The sequence below is a fragment of the Oricola thermophila genome, assembly GCF_013358405.1.
Classification (GTDB): domain Bacteria; phylum Pseudomonadota; class Alphaproteobacteria; order Rhizobiales; family Rhizobiaceae; genus Oricola; species Oricola thermophila.
The window spans coordinates 1,204,933-1,225,701 of the sequence record NZ_CP054836.1 but is presented as its reverse complement, the minus strand read 5'-3'; the positions used below and the strand labels follow the sequence as shown (position 1 = coordinate 1,225,701).

The window sequence follows — 20,769 nt, the reverse complement described above, 5'->3', positions numbered from 1 at the left end:
GACACAAACGGTATCCGGCGTGACGCAATTCGGCGACATATCCATCGGACTGCTCGGCATCGGCGGCGCCCATGTCGACAGGATCGGCCACGCGGAAGGACATTTCCATCCCGGCGCGTCCAATCCCGGCCGGCTGACAGCATCGGTCGGCGGCGGCGCCTTCAACGCGCTGCGTACCGCGACACTGCGCGGCGCCCGGCCGGCGGCGATGCTTTCCGCGCGCGGCGGCGACCACGACGGTTCGCTGGTCGCGGACACCATCGAGCAGGCCGGGATAGCCGACCTGTCGGCGGTTTTCCTGGACCGGCGGACGGCGAGCTACACCGCGATCCTCGATCCTTCCGGCGAGCAGGTCGCGGGCCTGGCGGACATGGACATCTACGAGACCGCCCTGCCCCGCCAGCTGCGCCGCCGGACGGTACGCGACGCGATCGCCTCGGCGGCGAACGTGCTGGTGGATGCCAACCTGCCGGAGATGGCGCTGCAGACGATCTGCGACATCGCCACGGGGCCGGTCTTCGCCGTCGCCATCTCGCCCGCGAAGGCGGTACGGCTTCTTCCCGTGGCCGACCGGATTGCGGTCCTGTTCATGAACCGGCGCGAGATGAACGCCCTCGCCGCCGACAGCGGCGAGCGCGGCCTGGCCGGCCTCGCGGCGCGCGGATTCGTGCGGGCGGTGGTCACCGGCGGCACGCGGCCGGTACTGGTGCTGGACGGCGAGAACTGGCTGGCGGTGGACCAGCCGCCGGCGCAGGCGGTTGCCGACGTGACCGGTGCCGGCGACGCGCTGGCCGGGGCAACGATCGCGCGGCTCGCAGCCTCGCCGGACGTGCCGCTTGCCGAAGCCGTGCGGGACGGTATCGCTGCGGCGCAGCTGACGATTCGGAAAGCAGGCCCGGTCGCCGACAGGCTCGTCGGCCCCGCCTTCGATTCGATCCGATCGGGAACAACCATCCGGCCGCTGGCCGAGAAAGAGGACCAGGAAACGTGACGACAATCAGGATATCTCCGGAAGTCGCAGAGGCACTCGAAGCCGGAAGTCCGGTGGTGGCGCTGGAGTCGACCATCATTACCCATGGCATGCCCTATCCCGACAACATCGCCATGGCGCGGTCGGTGGAGGCGCAGATACGCGCCACCGGCGCCGTGCCCGCGACCATCGCGGTTATCGACGGCGTGCTGCATGCCGGCCTCGACGACGCCCAGGCCGAAGCCCTCGCCCGGGCCGACGGGCCGTCGAAGCTGTCGCGCGCCGACCTCGCCTTCGCCATGGCACGCGGGCTGACGGGCGGCACGACGGTCGCGGCGACCATGATGGCCGCGCACGCGGCCGGCATCGCCGTTTTCGCGACCGGCGGGATCGGCGGCGTGCACCGCGGCGCGGAAACCAGCTTCGACATCTCGGCAGATCTCGACGAGCTGGCGCGCACGCCGGTCACGGTCGTCTGCGCGGGAGCGAAAGCAATCCTCGACCTGCCGAAGACGCTGGAAATCCTCGAGAGCCGCGGCGTGCCGGTTGTCGCCTTCGGGCAGGACGCGTTCCCCGCCTTCTGGTCGCGCGACAGCGGCCTGGCCGCGCCGTTGCGGCTCGACAGCGCGGAGGAGATCGCGGCATTCATGACGGTGCGCGGGGGTCTCGCCGAATTCCGGCACGGCGGCATGCTGGTCGCCAACCCGGTGCCGGAGGAGCACGAAATCCCGATGGCGGAGATGGGGGCGATCATCGACCGCGCCATCGCGGAAGCGGATGCCGCCGGGATATCGGGCAAGGACGTCACGCCCTGGCTGCTGGCCCGCATTGTCGAGATCACCGGCGGACGGAGCCTGAAAACCAATATCGCGCTGGTGGAGGCCAATGCGCGCCTCGCCGCGCGGATCGCAGCCGCCCATGCACGGATGAAGCGGGAAAACGGCACCACCGGCCTGTGACCGACCACACACCGGCCGGTCGAGACAACGACTAGGCTCTCCTCAACGACGCAGACAATCCTGCGACCCAACCAGAGGAGGCCACGGCCATGAAACGCTTCACCCTCAAGAACGCGATAGCGGTTGCGGCTACGGCCGCAACGCTCGCAACCACCGGCATCGCTCCGGTCGTAACCGCGGCAAGCGCCGAGACCGTCTTCGTTCCCGGCATTACCGACAAGATCCATCCGAAAGTCCCCGGACCTTGTGCCACCAAGCCCTGGCTTTGCGATAGCGGAATGGGCCTCAAGCCCGTCGATCCGAAGCCGCCGGTTCCGCCGGCGGACCCGGCCCCCGGCATGAGCGCGGGCACCGCGGCAGCCATCGGCATCGTCGGCGGCATCATCGCCGGCGCGGCACTGGCGAACGCCGCGCAGCCGAAGGAAGTCATCATCGAGCCGGTCGGCGATCCGAATGCGCATGTCAGCTGGTGCCAGGCCCGCTACAAGAGCTACCGCGTCTCGGACAATTCCTGGCAGCCCTATCACGGTCCCCGCAAGCCTTGCATCTCTCCTTACCTCTGAGGCTTGCGACTCCCGGCCCCGGAAGCCAGCACGGCTTCCGGGGTTCGTCTTGACACTCACTCACACTGTGCAACCATGACCTTCCCCGAAGACACCCCCTTGCCGATGGACCAGATGGTATCGCTGAAGTCATTCTCGCTATTCGAGGCACTCACCGACGAGCAGGACCGTCGCTATTCGCAGATGGCACGGCTCAGCGATTTCGGGGAGAACGAGCTGGTGCTCGACTTCGACGACGAGAGCCACAACGTCTTCCTGATCCAGTCCGGCCGCGTCCGGGTGATCCTGCGGATCGCCACGGGCCGCGAGGTGATTCTCGGAGAGTTTTCCGACGGAGAGTTCTTCGGCGAACTGGCGGCCATCGACGGCACGACGCGCTCGGCCAATGTCACGGCCATGGTCCGGACCAGGCTGTTGACGTTGCCGCAGCAGGTCTTCCTGCAGATATTGCGCGAAGCCCCCGACGTGTCGCTGCAACTGATGCGCAACATGTCGGCGCTGATCCGGTCGCTCAACACGCGGCTGGCCGAACACGCCTTCCTGCCGGCGAAGTACCGCCTGTACTCGGAACTGATCCGGCTCTCCAAACCGCGCAAGGGGCATGACGGCCAGCGCATCATCTCGCCGCCGCCGATCCAGCTGGAACTGGCCGAACGCATCGGCTGCCGGCGCGAGGTGGTCAGCCGCGAGATCGCCAAGATGGAGCGGGAGAACGTTGTCGAACGCAGCCGCGGCGGGCTGATCCTGGCCGACATGGCCGAACTCAACCGGCGCCTCTCGGAAGGCTGGAACGCCGGGAACAACTGATTGCCGGCCCGCTACCCGACGGCGACGAGGATCGCGCCGGCGCCGATCAGCACGACGCCGGTCCAGCCGGTCGCCGACAGCCGTTCGCCGAGAAACAGCGCCGCGAAAACCGCGACCAGGACGACCGAGAGCTTGTCGATCGGGGCGACCTGGGCCGCCTTGCCGATCTGCAGCGCGCGGAAGTAGCAGAGCCAGGATGCGCCGGTCGCCAGCCCGGACAGGACGAGGAACAGCATCGTCCTGCCGGACAGGTTCGCCAGGCTCTCGTACTGGCCGGTGAACCAGAGCAGCGCGCCCAGGGCCGCAACCACGACGACGGTGCGCAGGAAGGTGGCGAAGTTGGAATTGACGCCCTCGACACCGACCTTGGCGAATATGGCCGTCAGCGCCGCGAAGAAGGCGGCCATGAGCGCCCAGAACTGCCACGTGTTGAGATAGTGCTGCATCCCGCTCTCCGGCTGACGGTCGATTCCATGCCCAGTATACGCCCCGCTGGCGGCAGGTGGAGCGGTTCGCGCCCCTCCCCCGGCACTATCCACGCCTCGGGACGGCGGACAGGGCGCGCGCGATCGCCCGCGCCTCCGGCCGGAAGGCGGGTTGCCGGCATCTCCCTTATTTGTCCCCGTCACGGCGGCCCTTCCCGTTCCGCCCAGACCGCGACGCGGTGGCATTCCTTGAGCACCTCGTCGATGTCATAGCGGTTTCGCTTGCGGTATCCGGGCGGCAGGCCGGGGCGCATGGCGGTGTAGATTACCCGGCGGCTTTCCAGTGGCCGGTGGCGGCGGCGCGCCTCGTGGCGGGCGAGCCTGCGGGCCTCGTTCTGGATATTGTCGAGTGCTATCCGCGTCGAGACCAGGCGGCGCAGCAGGGTCGCCGCGGGAAGCGCATCGCCCGGCAGGCGCAGGTCGGGTTCCGGCTCCGGCAATGGCGGGTGGCGCATGTAGACCGGGAACGGGTTGTCGCCCAGCAGGCGGATGCGCGGACACGTGTGCGCGTAGCGCCTGCGGGGACGGGTGAAATCGAAACGCTTGCGCGGATCCACCAGCCGAAAGGCCGGGATGGGGCCGAGCGGCACCGACCCGTCCGCGTCCTCCTCTTCCTCCGGTTCGGGGTCGGGCATGATGCGGAGATTGGCCAGCCCAAGGTTCACCGGCACGCGGACGAGCTGCGGGGCGGACGCGGCTGGCTTTTCCGTCGGCGCGGGCGGCTCGAAGCGGATGGTGACGGTGACGGGAGTGGAAGCTCCCGCCCGTTCGGAGCCTGCCGACGCTTCGCCGGATCGTCGACTCGCCGCTGGCGCGGCTACCCGCTCCTCACCGCCCTTCTCCTTCCGCTTCAAGGCAGGCGCATGGCGGACCCGAACCTCGATGTCGCGCGCAGCAATGACGATCAGCCTTCGCACCGCGGCCTCGGCGGAGCGCAGAATGCGGCGTATGTGGAGAACGGCGTAGCGCGGCAGGGTGGCCGGGAGGATGGGCGAACGGGCAGGCTCGGAGCCGGTGGCCGGCGCGGGTGCCATCTCGAAATCCAGCCCGGCGAGCGCGAAGAGGTCGCGCAGGATGCGCAGCAGGTCCCTGCGGTTCCTCTCTATCGCCAGTGCCCAGTCGAACTGCATCGCCTTCTCCTCGCCGCACCATGCGGCGGGAAGAAGGGTAAGGTCGGATGGAACCTGTTGGACAAGTTTTTGCCGGAATGGCGGAAATCCCGGGAAACGGGACCGGAGTTATCCAACGGAGGCGGCGGAAGGACCGCCGTCCCTGCGCCCCTCCACGTGAACGGCCGGGAGCTGCGGCGAACCGGCCACCGGCGTCATCGCAAGGGCGACGGCCGGCAGCGGCCGTTCAGCGGCCGGCGGCGTCGGCAACGACGACGGGCGGTTCCGCGACCGCGCGCGCCTCGGCGAGCAGGTCGCCGGTCGCGTCCATGCGCCAGTCAATGGCGACGGTTTCTCCCGGCGCAGGCGCCGGCATTTCGAGACATTGGGCGACCGCCACCGGATAGTCGACGAAGCGGACACGCATGGACATGGCGTCCTCGCAGGCTGCCACGGATTCATATCGTTGCACCGGCTCCGCGCCCTGGCGGCAAACCATCTGCGAATGGTCGCATCCCAGAATGAGCATAACGGCAATGAGCGGTTCCATGATTTCCCTCCTTCGTCAGGGAGGAAAACGTGTAGCGGACAACAAGGTTCCGTCGCTGTGCGCCCCTTCACAGGGCCGGAACCGCCGTCCGCCCCCGCAGGCCGCGCGATCACGGCCGACGAATGCGCGACCGATGACGTGGCGCAGCTATGGCGGACATATCCGCCGGGCCGGGGCCTGCAATGAAAAAGGCGGAGCGATGGCCGCCCCGCCTTCCCGATCCGCTTGCGGAACCGGCCCCTATTCCACGTCCTCGACCTCGGTTCCGTCGCCGCCATGGACGCGGTGGGCGAGCGCGGCTTCCATGAAGGCGTCGAGGTCGCCGTCGAGCACATCAGACGGCGAGGTCGATTCGACGCCGGTGCGCAGGTCCTTCACCAGCTGGTACGGCTGAAGGACGTAGGACCGGATCTGGTGGCCCCAGCCGATTTCGGTCTTGGCCGCCTCGGTCGCGTTCGCCTCGGCCTCGCGCTTCTTCAGTTCCTCCTCGTAGAGGCGGGCGCGCAGCATGTCCCAGGCACGGGCCCGGTTATTGTGCTGCGAGCGCTCGGCCTGGCACTGCACGACGATGCCGGTCGGAATGTGCGTGATGCGAACCGCCGAATCGGTCGTGTTGACGTGCTGGCCGCCGGCGCCGGACGCGCGATAGGTGTCGATGCGGCACTCGCTCTCGGCCACCTCGATCTCGATGGAGTCATCGATCACCGGATAGACCCAGATCGAGGCGAAGGACGTATGCCGGCGGGCATTGGAATCGTAGGGCGAGATGCGGACGAGACGATGCACGCCCGATTCCGTCTTCATCCACCCATAGGCGTTGTGGCCCTTGACCTGGATGGTGGCGGATTTGATGCCCGCCTCCTCGCCCGGCTGGATCTCGACCACCTCGACCTTGAAGCCGCGGCGCTCGGCCCAGCGGGTGTACATGCGCAACAGCATGTTCGCCCAATCCTGGCTTTCCGTGCCGCCGGCGCCGGAGTGGATTTCCACGAAGGTGTCATTGGAGTCCGCCTCGCCCGACAGCAGCGCCTCCACGGAACGCTTGTCGATGGCGCTGCGCAGGTCGCGGATGGCCTGCTCGGCCTCGGCGACGGTTTCCTCGTCGCCTTCCTCCTCGCCGAGCGCGATCAGCTCGACGCTGTCCTCCAGCGTCTGGTCGAATTCGCGGATGGCCGCGATCATCTCCTCGAGACGCTGGCGCTCCTGCATGAGCTTCTGCGCCTCGTCGGCATTGTTCCAGAGATCGGGATCCTCGGCCCGGGCGTTCAGATAGTCGAGGCGCTTGAGAGACTGTTCCCAGTCAAAGATGCCTCCTCAGCAGGCTTATGGCCTGCTTGATGTCATCGACGAGCGTCGCGGTTTCTGCGCGCATGGTCCGGTTCCTCGGTTCTGATGTTCAGATTCGCCCGAACGGGCTGTCAGGCGCCGGGTTTTAGGCACCCGGCGCGGCCGTGTAAAGCCGTCGGCGGCGAAAGGCTAGAACAAGCCCCCCTGCCCCGACTGTATCGCCTCCTCGACGCGCGGCGAGATCTTGCGGACCTCCTCCATCTGGACGGCGACCGTGTCCAGGCCGATGACCTGGTAGGAATCGGCCGGGCCGGTACCGGGCTTGAAGGCTTCGAGGATGGTATCGGCACCGCCCTGGGCGCGCATGCCGGTCTTGCGGTCGATCTCGACCACCGTCATGCCCTCCGGCACGTGGAAATCGGCGATCGGCGCGTCCTTGAGCGCGGCGGACATGAACTCCTTGAAGACCGGCGCGGCGAGCTGGCCGCCGGTGGAGCCGCGACCCATCGGGCGCGGCGTGTCGTAGCCGATATAGACGCCGGTGACCATGTTGGGCGTGAAGCCGACGAACCAGGCGTCCTTCTCGTCGTTGGTGGTGCCGGTCTTGCCGGCGATCGGGCGGCCGAGATCGCGCAGCAGCGTCGCCGTGCCGCGTTGCACCACGCCCTCCATCATGGAGGTGATCTGGTAGGCGGTCATCGGGTCGAGCACCTGTTCGCGATTGTCGATCAGCTGCGGCTCGTCCTGGCCGAGCCACTGCGAGGCGTTGCAGCCCTCGCAGATGCGCTGGTCGTGCTTGTAGATGGTGCGGCCGTAGCGGTCCTGGATGCGGTCGATGAAGGACGGCTCGATGGCGCGGCCGCCATTGGCCATGACCGAATAGGCCGAGACCATGCGCAGCGGTGTCGTCTCGCCGGACCCCAGCGACATGGCCAGCAGCGGCGGCATGTCGTCATAGACGCCGAAGCGCTCGGCATATTCCGCGACAAGCTGCATGCCCATGTCGTTGGCAAGCCGCACCGTCATCAGGTTGCGCGAACGCTCGATGCCGAGGCGCAGCGTCGACGGGCCGGCGAATCCGCCGCCATAGTTCTTCGGCTCCCAGACCTCGCCCCCGGAAACGAGCTGGATCGGCGCGTCCATGACCACCGAGGCCGGCGTGTAGCCGTTGTCCAGCGCGGCGGCGTAGACGAAGGGCTTGAACGCCGAACCGGGCTGGCGATAGGCCTGCGTGGCGCGGTTGAACTGCGACAGCGAGTAGGAGAAGCCGCCGACCATGGCGAGCACGCGGCCGGTGTTCGGGTCCATGGTGATCAGCGCGCCGGAAACTTCCGGCACCTGCTGCAGCACCCAGCCCTCGTCGCCGCCCTTGTTCTCGACATAGACGACATCGCCGACATGCAGCACGTCGGCGAGCGATTTCGCCTTCACGCTCTTGCCGTCGATGCGCATGGAGAAGGCCCATTTCGAGGTCTCGGCGGTGACGCGCACCTTCTCGCGGTCGGGCGAGATGGCGCCGGAAATCTCGCGCTCGGGCCTGAGGCCGAGATCGGCAACCTTGTCGTCGACGGCGAGCACGACGGCCAGTTTCCATTCCGGCACGTCGTCCATGTCCTCGATCTCGGCAAGCGGCACGCCCCAGTCGCCCTCGGTGGAGATCGTGGCCACCGGCCCGCGGTAGCCCCGCTTGCGGTCGAACTGGACCAGCCCGTGCTGCAGCGCCTTGCGTGCCTTGACCTGCAACTGCGGGTCCAGCGTGGCGCGCACCGACAGCCCGCCCTCGTAAAGCGCGTCCCGGCCGTAGCGATCGACGAGGCGCTTGCGCACCTCCTCGGTGAAGTACTCGGAGGCGAAGACATAGTCGCCCGACCGGCGGAAATTGACGCCGAGCGGGGCCGCCTTGGCGACTTCGGCCTCTTCTGGCGTCACGTAACCGTTCTCGACCATGCGGTCGATGATCCAGTTGCGGCGGGCGATCGCCGCTTCGGTGTCGTCGAAGGGATGGTAGTTGTTCGGCGCCTTCGGCAGCGCGGCCAGATAGGCGGCCTCCTGCAGGTTCAGCTCGTTGACCGACTTGCCGAAATAGGTCAGCGCCGCGCCGGCGATGCCGTAGGAACCGGCGCCGAAGAAGATCTCGTTGAGGTAAAGCTCGAGAATGCGGTCCTTGGAATAGGCCTGCTCGATCCGGAAGGCCAGCACGGCCTCGCGGATCTTTCGGTCGATCGTCCGGTCGTTGGTCAGCAGGAAGTTCTTGGCGACCTGCTGGGTGATCGTCGAGGCGCCGACAAGCCGCCGGCCGGACCGGACGTTCTCGATATTGGTGACGATGGCCCGCGCCAGCGCCATGAAATCGACGCCGCGGTGCTGGTAGAAGTTCTTGTCCTCGGCCGACAGGAACGCGGCCTTGACCCGGTCCGGAACCGCCTGGATGGGGATGAAGAGGCGCCGCTCGGTGGCGAACTCGCCCATCAGCTGGCCGTCGGCGGAATGAATGCGCGTCATCACCGGCGGCTCGTAGCGCGCCAGCACCTCGTAGTCCGGCAAGTCCTTCGTCAGGTCGCCGACATAGATGATGACGCCGACGGCGACGAGAAGGAACAGGGCGGCACCGACCCCGAAAAAGTAACCTAGCAAGCGAAGCATGTCGTCTCTTTATCCATCCGCGCGCAAGCGCAATGTCCGGGCGAACCTACTAGAGTCGCCACATCGTTGAAACCAGCCTTCATACGGAAATTGGACGGCAGCGTGGCATCGCCGGACAAAATGCGTGTCCTTTCAGCAACAAGCGCGAAAAACGGGACGCTGCTAGGGTTCGGCGCGCACCACGAGATCGCGCGAGGACAGCGCGGCGAACTTCTCGATCGCCTCGGCGAGTCGCTCGGCCATGCCGCGCCGCCACTCCGGCTCGTTCATCAGCTTCTCGTCCTCGGGGTTGGAGAGATAGCCGAGCTCGATCAGCACCGAGGGCACGTCCGGCGCCTTGAGCACGCGGAAACCGGCGTAGCGATGCGGATTCTTGATGAGCCGCGCAAAGCCCTTCATGTCCGAAATGGCCAGCCTGGCGAACTGGACGGAGAAGCCCAGGGTCTCGCGGCGGGCGAGATCGACCAGGATGTCCGAAACGCCGTTCTCGTCCTCCGGCAACTCGATGCCGGCGACCGAGTCCGCGAGGTTCTCGTTGGCCGCCACACTGGCGGCCACCTCGTCCGACGCCTTCTCGGAAATCGTGTAGACGGTGGCGCCGCGCACGCCGTGCTGGCGCAAATAGTCCGCATGGATGGAGATGAACAGGTCCGCCTGGTGCTGGCGGGCGAACTGCGTGCGATCGGACAGCGAGACGAAGACGTCCGAATCGCGCGTCATGAAGACCTGCGCGCCGTCATAGCGGGACAACACGTCGCGCAGCGTCTGCGCGAAGGCCAGCGTGACGTCCTTCTCCCGCGTTCCCGACACTCCGTTGGCGCCGTTGTCGATCCCGCCATGGCCAGGATCGAGAACGATGGTGAACGGCCGGTCCCGGTCGCGCGTGACGCCCAGGCGGTCGCCCTTCTGCGCGGAATTGACGACGGCGCTGGTGGTCAGCAGGCGATCGAGCGCGGCGGCGAAATCCTCCTGCCCCGTCACCTCGAGATCTATGACGAGATTGTAACGGCCGTTCTGCTCGTCCCGGCGGGTGCCGATCGTGCGCACCTTGAATGGCTGACGGGTCTGGAAGATGACGCGGGAATGGTTGTCGGCCATGTCGCCGTAGCGCAGGGCCGATATGAGGCCCGACTTGCCCACAGCGTCGTCGGAAAAGCCGTAGCCGATCTTGTCGAAATCCAGAACCAGGCGCCACGGCTTGTCGAGCAACCGGTGGGACACCTCGACCGGACGATCGAACTCGATGACGATTCGCGTGACCGAATCATCCCCGGCCACCCGCATATCTAGCGCGACCGGCGGCGCGGCAAATGCCGCAACCGCCGAGAAAACAAGCAGAATTGCCGTCAGGACGAGACCTGTCAGGCGCATTGTCATCCATCCGCACATGCTGTCAGTCGTTCGAAGCATGGACAGTTTCAAGACGAACGGCAAGCGGCGCAAGTGCGTAATCTTGCCGGTCGGCCCGGCCGGCGGCGGCCTGTCCCGGCACGCCGGAAGGCCTTGCGTCACGGCACTTTGCGGCTCGTTCCGCCACCCGATGGACAAAACGCTTGCAGCGGCTGAACCAAAATCCTAGATTGTAGATGCAGAGGAGCGTCTTCCGCACCCTGTCAGTTTTCGAAGGTTTCGCCGGTCGGTTCGGTTGTAAGCTGACGGCATTATCCACCGGGTCCCGCATGCGGACCCAGCTCTTGAACAAGAGCGAATTGAACCGGCTCCCTCGCGGAGTCCCAAATGCAATCGTTTTGTTGGCCAGGTTATATGGCGGGTTTGTTGACCAGAGCAGATGTCGATACCTCGAGGGGGCCGAAATCCCCGATATCCGCCGTTTCGTTCCCGATGCCGACAAGACTATCTATGAGCAGCAGCCCCCCGTCCACGACGAGACGGACATGGCGCACCCGGTTGCAACCCCCGGATGAATGCGCCGCTGCCGGAAACAGAATCCATGTCAAACAAGATGCTGATCGATGCCTCCCATCGGGAGGAAACCCGTGTCGTAGTCGTAAAAGGTAATCGCCTCGAAGAATTCGATTTCGAATCGGAACACAAGAAGCAGATCCGCGGCAATATCTACCTGGCCAAGGTAACGCGCGTCGAACCGTCATTGCAGGCGGCATTCGTCGACTATGGCGGAAACCGGCACGGTTTCCTGGCATTCTCCGAAATCCACCCGGATTACTACCAGATCCCGCTTGCCGACAGGCAGGCGCTGCTGGACGAGGAAGAACGCCTCGCCGAGCAGGAAGACGACGAGGCCGACAACGGCGAGAGCCGGCGCCCGCGCAAGCGGCGCGGCAACCGCAAGGGCCGCGGCAGGCGCAACGGCGCGCAGGCAGGCGTGCCCGAGGCGGAACCCGTGGCCATGGAGGCGATCCTCGCCGACTGGGAGGCCCGCCAGGCGGAGACGGATGACGACGGGAACGGCGATTCTTCCGCGACGATGGCGGCTCGGGCCGAGGCCGGCGACGACAACGTGATCTCCGAGCCGATGCCCGACGACGAGGACGAGACCTCCGCGGATGGCGATGACGACGAGGAAAACGGCAATCGCGGCCGGCGCGGACGCCGGCGCGGCAAGGCGGCGCGCGGACGCTCGCGCGACAACGAGGCCGATGCCGACGATGACGACGAGGATGACGACGAGGACGAGATCGACACCGTCGGCAGCGACGATGCGATCGAGGAAGCACGCCCGCGCCAGCGCGTCACGCGCCGCCAGTACAAGATCCAGGAAGTCATCAAGCGCCGCCAGATCATCCTGGTCCAGGTCGTCAAGGAGGAGCGCGGCAACAAGGGCGCTGCCCTGACGACATATCTGTCGCTTGCCGGCCGCTACTCGGTCCTGATGCCGAACACGGCGCGCGGCGGCGGCATCTCGCGCAAGATCACCAATGCGGCCGACCGCAAGCGGCTGAAGGAAATCGTCAAGGATCTCGAGGTGCCGAAGGGCATGGGCGTGATCCTGCGCACCGCCGGCGCGAACCGCACCAAGGCGGAAATCAAGCGCGACTACGAATACCTGATGCGCCTGTGGGACAATGTACGGGAACTGACGCTGGCCTCCACGGCACCGACCCTGGTCTACGAGGAAGGCAGCCTGATCAAGCGGTCGATCCGCGACCTCTACAACAAGGACATCAGCGAAATCCTCGTTGCGGGCGAAGACGCCTATCGCGAGGCCAAGGACTTCATGCGCATGCTGATGCCCAGTCATGCCCGCATGGTGCAGCCCTGGCGCGATCCGCAGCCGATCTTCGCCAAAACGGGGATCGAGCCGCAGCTCGACGCGCTGATCCAGCCGAATGTGCGACTGAAGTCCGGTGGCTACCTGACCATCAACCAGACCGAGGCGCTGGTCGCCATCGACGTCAACTCCGGCAAGTCCACGCGAGAGCATTCGATCGAGGATACGGCCCTGCAAACCAACCTCGAGGCGGCGGAGGAAGTCGCCCGGCAGTTGCGCCTGCGCGACCTGGCGGGCCTGATCGTCATCGACTTCATCGACATGGAAGAGAACCGCAACAATCGTGCGGTAGAGAAGAAGCTCAAGGATTGCCTGAAGAACGACCGCGCGCGCATCCAGGTCGGCCGCATCTCGCATTTCGGCCTCATGGAGATGAGCCGCCAGCGCATGCGCGCCAGCGTGCTGGAAAGCACCATGCAGCCCTGCCCCCATTGCGGCGGCACCGGCCATGTGCGTTCGCAGCAGTCGGTGGCGCTGCACGTCATCCGTTCGCTCGAGGACTACCTGATGCGCAACGGCAAGCACCACGTCCAGGTGCGCACCGACAGCGATACCGCGCTCTACATTCTCAACCACAAGCGCGACACGCTGACGGAGATGGAAGGCCGCTTCGGCCTGCGTATCGCGATCGTGGCGGATGACGATCTCGGCACCGACCTGTTCGCCATCGACAAGGGCGAGATTTCCGACCTGCCGCGCGTGGAACCGATTCGCCCCGACTACGGCGACGCCGAGGACGACGACTATGTCGTTCCCGAGATCGACGACGAGACCGAGGAAAAGCTGAAGGCCGAGGACGAAGAGGACGACGGCCGGCGCAAGAAGCGCCGCCGGCGGCGCCGCGGTCGGGGTCGCGCCGAAGGCGAGGAAACCGAGACGGAAGTGCGCGCCGAGGAAACCGACGGCGAGAGCCGCGAGGAAGGACGCAACCGCAAGCGGCGGCGCTCGCGCGGGCGGCGCGGCGGACGCGACCGCAAGCGCATCCCGGCAGCAGAGCCCGTCGGGCCGCTGGCCGAGATGATCGCCGCCGAGGAAGCGGAAGCAGCCCGGGCGGCCGAGGCGGAAGCCGCGAAGCCGGAAACCGGCGCGGATCTGCCCGAGGTCATGCCGGCACCGGAACCGGTCGCGATCGAGACCGTGGCCGAGGCAGCGCCGGAACGGGCGGATATCCCGGCGGAGGAAACCGTTGCCGAAGCTGCGGCCGACACGCCGGCGGAAACGGAAGCCGACGTGGCGGTGGCCAACGACAATGCCGAGGAAGAGAAGTCGAAGCCGCGCAAGCGCGCCACGCCGGACACGCTCAATCTCGACGTCGAGCCGGTCGTCATCTCCGAAGGCGAAGCCGAGGAGACCAAGCCGAAGCGCACCGGCTGGTGGGCCCGCAAGGGCTTCTTCTGATCCGGAAGCAAGGGCGGGGTCTTCCCCGCCTTTTTTCTGTCCGGCGTCAACCGAAGCCGGCAGGCAGCCGCGATGACGGGAGGCCCGTCATCCGGTCATGACGGGATGCCCGTCCCGGTACGCGGCACTGCCCCTAGTTGCCCAGCCAGTCGGCCATTCGATCAAGCGCACGGGCGATCGTGTCGGTCGATCCCGCATAGGAAAAGCGCATGTAACGCGAACCGTTGACCGGATCGAAGTCGAGGCCGGGCGCGGCGGCGACGTGGATCTCCGACAGCATCCGCCGCGCGAAATCCATCGAATCGTTGGTATGCGCGCCGACATCGCACCAGGCGTAGAAGGCGCCGTCGGGCGGCGCGGCGAAGGAAATGCCCATGGCCGGCAGGCGTTCGAGCAGAAGCTCGCGGTTGGCCCGGTAGCCGTCCTTGATCCTTTCCAGCTCATCCGTGCATTCGAACGCACGCGGCGCGACGACCTGGGACAGGTCCGGCGCCGAGATGTAGAGGCTCTGCGCAAGGCATTCGACCGGGCGGACCATGGCCTCCGGCAACACCATCCAGCCGATGCGCCAGCCGGTCATGCAATAGTACTTGGAAAAGGAATTGATGACGATCACGTCGTCGGAGTGCGAAAGCGCGGTCCGGTCGTCGCCGGTATATCGCAGGCCGTGATAGATCTCGTCGGAGATGAAGGCGATCCCCTCGTCGCGGCAAAAATCCATGAGCGCGGCAAGGTGGTGGCGGTCGGTAACCGCGCCGGTGGGATTGGCCGGGCTGGCGATCAGCAGCGCGTCGATGCGCCTTTCGCGATGCGCGGCCTCCAGCGAGGCCACGGTGAGCATGTGATCGTCCGCCGGATCTGTCGCGATCTCCACGGGTTCCAGCGACAACGCCCTGATGATGTTCCGGTACGCCGGATAGCCCGGCGCAGTGATCGCAACCCGCCCGCCCGGATCGGTGACGGCGAGAAAGGCCAGCGAGAAACCCGCGGAAGACCCCGTCGTCACGGCAATGCGCCCGGCCGGCACCTCGATGCCGTAGCGATCCGCATAGTGCGCGGCAATGGCGCGGCGGGTCTCCATGCGACCCAGCGCGTCGGTATAGCCGAGCTTCTCGTTGTCGAGTGCCGCCTTCGCCGCCTCGAGCACCCCGCGCGGCGCCGAATGCGAGGGCTGCCCGACCGCGAGCGACAGGACGTCGTGGCCCGCCCCCGCAAGCGCATTCGCCTCGCGAAGCACGTCCATCGCGTGAAACGGTTCGACCCGACTGCGGGCGGACAGGATGGTCATAGAGCGGCCCCTTTCGCACCTGCCCGCCGATCACTATCCGGTGTGCGGGCCTTGTTTTCGCTATGATTGCCGGGCAAATCGCGTTAGCCCGACCAGTCACGGGCTCTAAAGCACAGTCAACGGAGATTCGCCAATTGGTCAGGAAGCTGGCGACGTGGATTACGGCCTTCGCGCTCGTCGCGACCGCGACGGCGACACCGGCGCGGGCCCAGTCATCGCGCCTGCCGATCGTGCGTGACGCGGAAATCGAACATCTCCTGTCCGACTATGCGACCCCGCTTCTCAAGGCCGCCGGCGTACGGCGCGACCGCACCGATATCGTGCTGGTGAACTCCTCCTCCTTCAACGCGTTCGTTTCGGGCCGGAAGATCTTCGTGAACACCGGGACGATCGTGCAGTCGGACACGCCGAACGAGGTGATCGGGGTGCTGGCGCACGAAATCGGCCACTTGGCAGGCGGCCACCAGGACAGGCTGCGCCAGCAGATCGACCGCGCCCAGACCATCTCGGTGGTGACGGCGCTGCTGGGCATGACGGCGGCGATCGCCGCGGCGTCCGGTGGCCACGGCTCGGTGGCAAGCGCGGGCGGCGGACTTGCGGCCGGCGGCGCGGAAGCGGCGAAGCGGGGCCTGCTCTCCTACCAGAGATCCGAGGAACTGACGGCCGACCGTGCGGCGGTCGACTATCTGAACAAGACCGGCCAGTCGCCCAGGGGCCTGCTGACCACCTTCACCAAGCTGCAGAAGAACATCGCGCTGATCAGCGACCGCATCAATCCCTACCGCGTCAGCCACCCGATGCCGCGCGAGCGCATTTCGGCGCTGGAGACGATCGCCAGGAAAAGCCCGTACTTCAACCGGAGCGACCCGGCGAAACTGCAGGAGCGCCACGACATGGCGCGCGCCAAGATCCTCGCCTACACGGCCGGTCCGTCCGCGGTTGAGAGCTTTGCCAGGGAAACGAAGAGCGCGAAGGCCGCGCAATACGGTCGGGCCATCGCAAGGTTCCTGTACGGCTCGCCGCGCGAGGCGCTGCCCATGATCGACAAGCTCATCGCTTCCGATCCGTCCAACCCCTATCTTCACGAGATCAAGGGCGAGATCCAGCTCAAGGCGCAGAACGCCGCGGGTGCAGTCGAGGCCTTCACGAAGGCGGCGCGGCTGGACAAGAGCGGCTCGGGCCTGATCCAGAGCGCGCTCGGCCATGCGCTGGTGCTGGCCGGCGACCCCCAGAGCCTGCGCCGCGCTGTCGGCGAACTGGAGGTGTCGCTCTCGCTCGACCCGGTCAACCCGGTCGCCTACCGGCATCTCGCCATGGCCTATGGCCGCCTCGGCGACATCGGCAACGCGGAACTTGCAACCGCGGAAGAAAAGTTCCATTCCGGCCAGTACAGGGAAGCAAAGGTGTTCGCCGCGCGCGCAAAGCGCCGTTTTCCGAAGAACGCGCCGCAATGGCTTCGCGCCGACGACATACAGCGTTTCCAGATTCCCCGGTCCAGATAGTCCGGCAACACAGAAAGGCCCGCCCATGGCACTCCCAATGCGCAAGCTTGTTCTCCACACCGCCGTCGCCGCAGCCGTCCTGCTGCCTGCCGCGACCGGCCCGGCAGCCGCGTTCGACGACGCGGAGCGCAAGGAGATCGAGACGATCGTTCGCGACTACCTGCTCGCAAATCCGGAGGTCCTGCTGGAGGTGCAGCAGGCGCTGACGGCCAAGCAGATGGCCGAGCAGCGCGACCAGCAGCAGAAAGCCATCGCCAGCAAGAGCGACAGCATCTTCGGGGATTCGCGCGATCCGGTTCTCGGCAACCCGGAAGGCAACGTCACGATCGTCGAGTTCTTCGACTACAACTGCGGCTACTGCAAGCGCGCCCTGACCGACATGGTATCGATGATGGAGGGCGACAGCGAACTGAGGTTCGTGCTGAAGGAGTTCCCGATCCTCGGGCCGGAGTCCGAGGAAGCGCACCGCGTCGCCTTCGCGTTCCATGACCTGCATCCGGACAGGTACACCGAATTCCACCTGCGCCTGCTCGGTGGCGAGGGACGGGCCAACGAGGAGTCCGCGATGCGCATCGCGCTCGACCTCGGCGCCGACGAGGCGGCCCTGCGCAGGCAGATGGAGGACGACAGCGTCATCGAACGGATTCGCGACACCTACCAGCTGGCGACCGAGCTCGGCATTTCGGGTACGCCGGCCTACGTGATCGGCGACGAGGTCGTTTCCGGCGCCCTGGGCGAGGAAGTCCTTGCGACGAAGGTGGCCAACGTGCGCGAATGCGGATCGACCGTCTGTTGACGGGAAAGCGCCCCGAACGCGGCAAAACTTTAACCTGCTTGCGCCATTTTATGTGCGCATACGCGCATTTGGCGGGCAAAAGGGGCGAAAGCCTCTTGCCCGCGGCCGCGGCAGGCTCTACCGAACCTGAACCGAAATGCGCGACAACAACCGACGACAGAGAACCGCGCGATGGCAAGACGCATCCTGATCCTCAACGGCCCGAACCTGAACCTGCTCGGCAGGCGGGAGCCCGGAATCTACGGTTCCGGGACGCTTGCCGACGTGGAGAAGGCCTGCGAGGCGCTGGGTGCCGAACTCGGACTGGAAACGAGCTGCTTCCAGTCGAACCACGAGGGCGAACTGGTCGACAAGCTTCAGGAAGCGGGTCTCAACGGCATCGGCGTGGTGTTCAACCCGGGAGCCTATTCGCACACGTCGATCGCGCTGCGGGACGCCATTGCCGGCTCCGGGGCGGACGTTGTCGAAGTGCATATCTCCAACATCCATGCGCGGGAACGCTTCCGGCACCATTCCCGCATCACCGCGGTGTGCCGGGGCATGATCTGCGGGCTGGGAACCGAGGGCTACCTGCTTGCGATCCGTGCGCTTGCCGCACATCTGGAAAACAACCCACAAGGATAATTCGAGGGCATCATGGCTGAACGAAAGCCGGCGATCGACACGAGTCTCGTCAAGGATCTCGCCGCAATTCTCACCGAAACAGACCTCACCGAAATCGAAGTCGAGCAGGGCGAGCTGCGGATTCGCGTGTCGCGCGAGACGGTTGCCGCGCCGATGGCCGTCGCACAGGTTCCGCAGGCGGCTCCCGCGCCGGCCCAGCCCGCGGCGGCACCGGCGGCGCCGGTGGCGGACGCGGAGGCAGCACCGGCCCGTGCGGGCCATGAAGTGCCCTCACCCATGGTCGGCACCGCCTATCTCGCTCCGGCACCGGGCGCAGCACCCTTCGTCCAGGTCGGACAGTCGGTGAAGGAGGGTGAAACCCTTCTCATCATCGAGGCGATGAAGACGATGAACCAGATTCCGGCGCCGCGCGCCGGCACGGTGACGGAGATCCTGGTCAACGATTCCGAGCCGGTGGAATTTGGCCAGCCGCTCGTCGTGATCGCGTGAGCGGGGCACAGCGGGCAATGTTCAACAAGGTCCTGATCGCCAACCGCGGGGAAATAGCGCTTCGCGTGCTGCGTGCCTGCAAGGAGCTCGGCATAGCGACGGTCGCGGTACACTCGACCGCCGACGAGAGCGCCATGCATGTGCGCCTCGCCGACGAAAGCGTGTGCATAGGCCCGCCGCAGTCGCGCGACAGCTATCTCAACATCCACCAGATCGTCGCCGCCTGCGAAATCACCGGCGCCGATGCCGTCCATCCGGGCTACGGCTTCCTGTCCGAAAACGCCAGATTCGCCGAGATCCTGGAGGCCCACAACATCACCTTCATAGGACCGACCTCCGAACACATCTCGATGATGGGCGACAAGATCGAGGCCAAGCGCACCGCAGCGCGGCTCGGAATCCCGGTCGTCCCCGGTTCCGAGGGCGGCGTGACGGACGATGACGAGGCCAAGCGGATCGCCGCGGACATCGGCTATCCCGTCATCATCAAGGCAACGGCCGGCGGCGGCGGGCGCGGCATGAAGGTCGCACAGTCCGAGGACGAGTTGGTGGTCGCCCTGCAGACCGCGCGCTCGGAAGCGGGCGCAGCCTTCGGCAACGATGCCGTCTATATCGAGAAGTTTCTCAGCAAGCCCCGCCACATCGAGGTCCAGGTCGTCGGCGACGGGGCCGGCGCGGGCATCCATCTGGGCGAGCGCGACTGTTCGCTGCAACGCCGCCACCAGAAGGTCTGGGAGGAGGCCAATTCCCCTGCCCTGAACGACAAGCAGCGCAAGGAAATCGGTGAAATCTGCGCGAACGCGATCGCCAAGATGGGTTATCGCGGCGCGGGAACCATCGAGTTCCTCTACGAGGACGGCGAGTTCTTCTTCATCGAGATGAACACGCGCCTGCAGGTGGAGCATCCCGTGACCGAGGCGATCACCGGCATCGACCTGGTTCACGAGCAGCTTCGCGTCGCCTCGGGCGCCGGCCTGTCGGTTCGCCAGAGCGAGATCAAGTTCGAGGGCCACGCCATCGAATGCCGCATCAATGCCGAGGATCCGGAAACCTTCATGCCCTCGCCCGGCACCATCACCCACTATCACACGCCGGGCGGGCTTGGCGTGCGCGTCGATTCCGGCGTCTATGCCGGCTACCGGATACCGCCCTATTATGATAGCCTGATCGGGAAGTTGATCGTGCACGGGCGCAACCGCGTCGAGTGCATGATGCGGCTCAGGCGCGCACTCGACGAATTCGTCGTCGACGGAATCAAATCGACACTGCCGCTGTTCCAGGACCTTGTGCAGAACCTCGACATTGCCAACGGCGACTATGACATCCACTGGCTGGAAAAATATCTGGCCGCCAAGCACGCGGACTGACGCGAATATCCCGGCCGCGATCCGTCGCGGCCGCCATGCCGGCAGGGGCGCCGAACAATGACCGGCAAGGACGGCAACGATGCGAAGAAGCGCGGGCTGACGCCGCAGATACTGCTGCGCGCCTATGCTGCGGGCATATTCCCCATGGCCGACGATGCCGACGACCCGGAAGTGTTCTGGGTACAGCCGGAGATGCGCGGCATCATTCCGCTCGATACCTTCCACGTGCCCCGCAGCCTCGCAAAAAGGATGCGCAAGGCGCCATACGACATTCGCGTCAACACGGCCTTCCGGGCGGTCATCAATGCCTGCGCGGAAGCCACGGCGACGCGAGAGCGCACCTGGATCAACAAGACGATCCGCGACCTGTACTGCGAGCTGCACGAAATGGGACACGCCCACTCGGTGGAAGCCTGGGAGGACGACCAGCTCGTCGGCGGCCTCTACGGCGTCAGCCTCGGACGCGCCTTCTTCGGGGAAAGCATGTTCTCGCGCAGGACGGATGCTTCCAAGATATGCCTCGTGCGCCTGGTCGAGCGGCTCAACGCACGGGGATTCATCCTGCTCGACACGCAGTTCACCACCGACCACCTGAAGCAGTTCGGCGCCATCGACGTTCCCGCGAAGGAATACGAGGACATGCTCGCCGAGGCGCTGATCGGCGAAGCCAGGTTCGACTGAG

General features: G+C 66.3%; 18 protein-coding genes. 11 read left to right on the top strand and 7 right to left on the bottom strand.

The genetic code is table 11. From position 1 onward, the window contains the following. Positions 1-19: 19 nt before the first annotated feature. The 4 genes from HTY61_RS05880 (at position 20) to HTY61_RS05865 (ending at position 3,299) form a co-directional block, all read left to right on the top strand. Complete coding sequence (locus HTY61_RS05880) at positions 20-991, top strand: carbohydrate kinase family protein (protein ID WP_175275920.1); 972 nt, start codon at positions 20-22, stop codon at positions 989-991. Further along, a complete protein-coding gene (locus HTY61_RS05875) occupies positions 988-1,929 on the top strand; it encodes a pseudouridine-5'-phosphate glycosidase (protein ID WP_175275919.1) in 942 nt (313 codons plus the stop codon). The genes HTY61_RS05880 and HTY61_RS05875 overlap by 4 nt, the downstream gene beginning before the upstream one ends. An 89-nt stretch (positions 1,930-2,018) precedes the next feature. After that, positions 2,019-2,492, top strand: a complete 474-nt coding sequence (locus tag HTY61_RS19670) for a BA14K family protein (protein WP_428978279.1) — start codon at positions 2,019-2,021, stop codon at positions 2,490-2,492. Between the two features lie 75 nt (positions 2,493-2,567). Then, complete coding sequence (locus tag HTY61_RS05865; RefSeq protein WP_175275918.1) at positions 2,568-3,299, top strand: Crp/Fnr family transcriptional regulator; 732 nt, start codon at positions 2,568-2,570, stop codon at positions 3,297-3,299. Positions 3,300-3,310: 11 nt separating this feature from the next. On the opposite strand, the gene HTY61_RS05860 is transcribed toward HTY61_RS05865, so the two are convergent. The 6 genes from HTY61_RS05860 to HTY61_RS05835 form a co-directional block, all read right to left on the bottom strand. Then, on the bottom strand, positions 3,311-3,745 hold the full coding sequence (locus HTY61_RS05860; RefSeq protein ID WP_175275917.1) for an EamA family transporter: 435 nt from the start codon (positions 3,743-3,745) through the stop codon (positions 3,311-3,313). A gap of 179 nt (positions 3,746-3,924) precedes the next feature. Continuing rightward, a complete protein-coding gene (locus HTY61_RS05855; RefSeq protein WP_175275916.1) occupies positions 3,925-4,914 on the bottom strand; it encodes a hypothetical protein in 990 nt (329 codons plus the stop codon). 226 nt (positions 4,915-5,140) lie between these two features. Next, on the bottom strand, positions 5,141-5,443 hold the full coding sequence (locus HTY61_RS05850; RefSeq protein ID WP_175275915.1) for a hypothetical protein: 303 nt from the start codon (positions 5,441-5,443) through the stop codon (positions 5,141-5,143). 240 nt (positions 5,444-5,683) lie between these two features. Continuing rightward, a protein-coding gene (gene prfB, locus HTY61_RS05845; RefSeq protein WP_175275914.1) for a peptide chain release factor 2 occupies positions 5,684-6,815 on the bottom strand; the annotation gives its coding sequence in 2 pieces (ribosomal slippage) (positions 5,684-6,745 and positions 6,747-6,815; 1,131 coding nt in all). 104 nt (positions 6,816-6,919) lie between these two features. Next, a complete protein-coding gene (locus HTY61_RS05840; protein ID WP_175275913.1) occupies positions 6,920-9,373 on the bottom strand; it encodes a penicillin-binding protein 1A in 2,454 nt (817 codons plus the stop codon). A 162-nt stretch (positions 9,374-9,535) separates the two neighbouring features. Next, positions 9,536-10,744 carry an N-acetylmuramoyl-L-alanine amidase gene (locus HTY61_RS05835; protein ID WP_175275912.1) on the bottom strand — a complete coding sequence of 403 codons (1,209 nt, stop codon included), beginning with the start codon at positions 10,742-10,744 and terminating at the stop codon, positions 9,536-9,538. Positions 10,745-11,324: 580 nt separating this feature from the next. Between HTY61_RS05835 and HTY61_RS05830 the strand changes: the two genes are divergently transcribed. After that, the gene (locus tag HTY61_RS05830; RefSeq protein ID WP_175275911.1) at positions 11,325-14,021 is read left to right on the top strand and encodes an Rne/Rng family ribonuclease; all 2,697 of its coding nucleotides are present in this window, start codon (positions 11,325-11,327) and stop codon (positions 14,019-14,021) included. Between the two features lie 133 nt (positions 14,022-14,154). Here the strand turns inward: HTY61_RS05830 and HTY61_RS05825 are convergent, their stop codons facing one another. Further along, on the bottom strand, positions 14,155-15,309 hold the full coding sequence (locus tag HTY61_RS05825; RefSeq protein WP_175275910.1) for a pyridoxal phosphate-dependent aminotransferase: 1,155 nt from the start codon (positions 15,307-15,309) through the stop codon (positions 14,155-14,157). Between the two features lie 134 nt (positions 15,310-15,443). Here HTY61_RS05825 and HTY61_RS05820 point away from each other — a divergent pair, with 134 nt between their 5' ends. The 6 genes from HTY61_RS05820 to aat all read left to right on the top strand — a co-directional run bounded on the left by HTY61_RS05820 (position 15,444) and on the right by aat (position 20,768). Further along, on the top strand, positions 15,444-16,811 hold the full coding sequence (locus tag HTY61_RS05820) for a M48 family metalloprotease (RefSeq protein WP_246272943.1): 1,368 nt from the start codon (positions 15,444-15,446) through the stop codon (positions 16,809-16,811). A gap of 25 nt (positions 16,812-16,836) precedes the next feature. Continuing rightward, on the top strand, positions 16,837-17,607 hold the full coding sequence (locus HTY61_RS05815; RefSeq protein WP_175275908.1) for a DsbA family protein: 771 nt from the start codon (positions 16,837-16,839) through the stop codon (positions 17,605-17,607). Between the two features lie 171 nt (positions 17,608-17,778). Beyond that, positions 17,779-18,231, top strand: coding sequence for a type II 3-dehydroquinate dehydratase (gene aroQ / locus HTY61_RS05810; RefSeq protein WP_175275907.1), 453 nt, complete (start codon positions 17,779-17,781; stop codon positions 18,229-18,231). 12 nt (positions 18,232-18,243) lie between these two features. After that, positions 18,244-18,720: an acetyl-CoA carboxylase biotin carboxyl carrier protein gene (gene accB / locus HTY61_RS05805; RefSeq protein ID WP_175275906.1), complete on the top strand. Its 477-nt coding sequence runs from the start codon at positions 18,244-18,246 to the stop codon at positions 18,718-18,720. A 17-nt stretch (positions 18,721-18,737) separates the two neighbouring features. Next, the gene (accC, locus tag HTY61_RS05800) at positions 18,738-20,087 is read left to right on the top strand and encodes an acetyl-CoA carboxylase biotin carboxylase subunit (protein WP_175275905.1); all 1,350 of its coding nucleotides are present in this window, start codon (positions 18,738-18,740) and stop codon (positions 20,085-20,087) included. Positions 20,088-20,144: 57 nt separating this feature from the next. Beyond that, on the top strand, positions 20,145-20,768 hold the full coding sequence (gene aat / locus HTY61_RS05795; RefSeq protein ID WP_175275904.1) for a leucyl/phenylalanyl-tRNA--protein transferase: 624 nt from the start codon (positions 20,145-20,147) through the stop codon (positions 20,766-20,768). Position 20,769: the final 1 nt, after the last annotated feature.